Consider the following 933-nt stretch of genomic DNA (forward strand, 5'->3'; position numbering starts at 1 on the left):
CTGGCTTAATGGAAGAAACACAGACTCTTACCTTTACTCATACCCGACGCCCAACGGTGCAGACATGAATTACATTGGGATGAGCAACGACCCCTCTCGTCGAGCACTCGAACATGGCTCAAGATTTGGAACCTCCATGGCTGAGGCCAAAATCAATACGGGCTTGCTAAGCACAAATGCCGACTCGTTCACAAGGCGTCAAGCTCGCGCTTTCGAACAGGCCGCAATCGACTCCAAGGGCCTCGACAATTTGGCCAACGCTCGAAACGAAATCGGCAGCACACCACCTGCCCACGTAAAGGATGGTGCTGTAGCCTGGCCAAACGGCATGATCAATAAAGACGCCATCACGATCCCGTTCCTCTAGAAGCCAAAGGAGTAGCAATGCCATACCTAATGACATTCAACGAGTCAATGAAAGCCATCCGCGTTGCCGACAACACCATCCTGTCGATGCCAACACCTCATGGCGACATCAAGGTTCACGTGTATCTTGCACAGTTCCGAGCTCACCCGGCATCGCTCGTAAGCGTTCCGTACACCCCTGACAATCTTCGCACTCTCGGCCTGTCTTCTTCCGAAAGCGCAACTAAGCACTCCAGTAAGTGGATTGTTCCGCCCTTTCCTCTACTTCGAAACGCCTTTTCAAAAGGCGGCCCGTTTGTGCGGGGAGGCAAGCTTGATGGGGAACGTTGGTCTGAAGAAGACACCAATATTCTTGTCAGCGACGTAATCGTCTACCGCCCTGACCTGTGTAGCTTCGTTCCCAGCAAATTTGATGAAGCAATTAAGACTGGTACTCCGCGTACCGAAATTGACCGTTCCGCATGGGACTTGAAAGTCTGGGTCAAAACAGTGTGCACACGCGAAGCGGTTGGCAATGAACGAGATCGGCTACCTGTTGCATGGACCCTTTCCCCAGTCGGCCATCTG

General features: G+C 52.5%; 2 protein-coding genes. Both read left to right on the forward strand.

What is annotated here, in order from left to right; translation table 11 throughout:
- Nucleotides 1-367 (forward strand): hypothetical protein (locus ACWXWJ_RS10255; protein WP_473964351.1); only part of this gene is annotated, 367 nt, incomplete at its 5' end.
- A gap of 29 nt (nucleotides 368-396) precedes the next feature.
- The coding region (locus ACWXWJ_RS10260) for a hypothetical protein (protein WP_473964352.1) at nucleotides 397-933 on the forward strand (537 nt) is incomplete at its 3' end.

It is taken from the genome of Corynebacterium sp. p3-SID1761 (assembly GCF_055862885.1).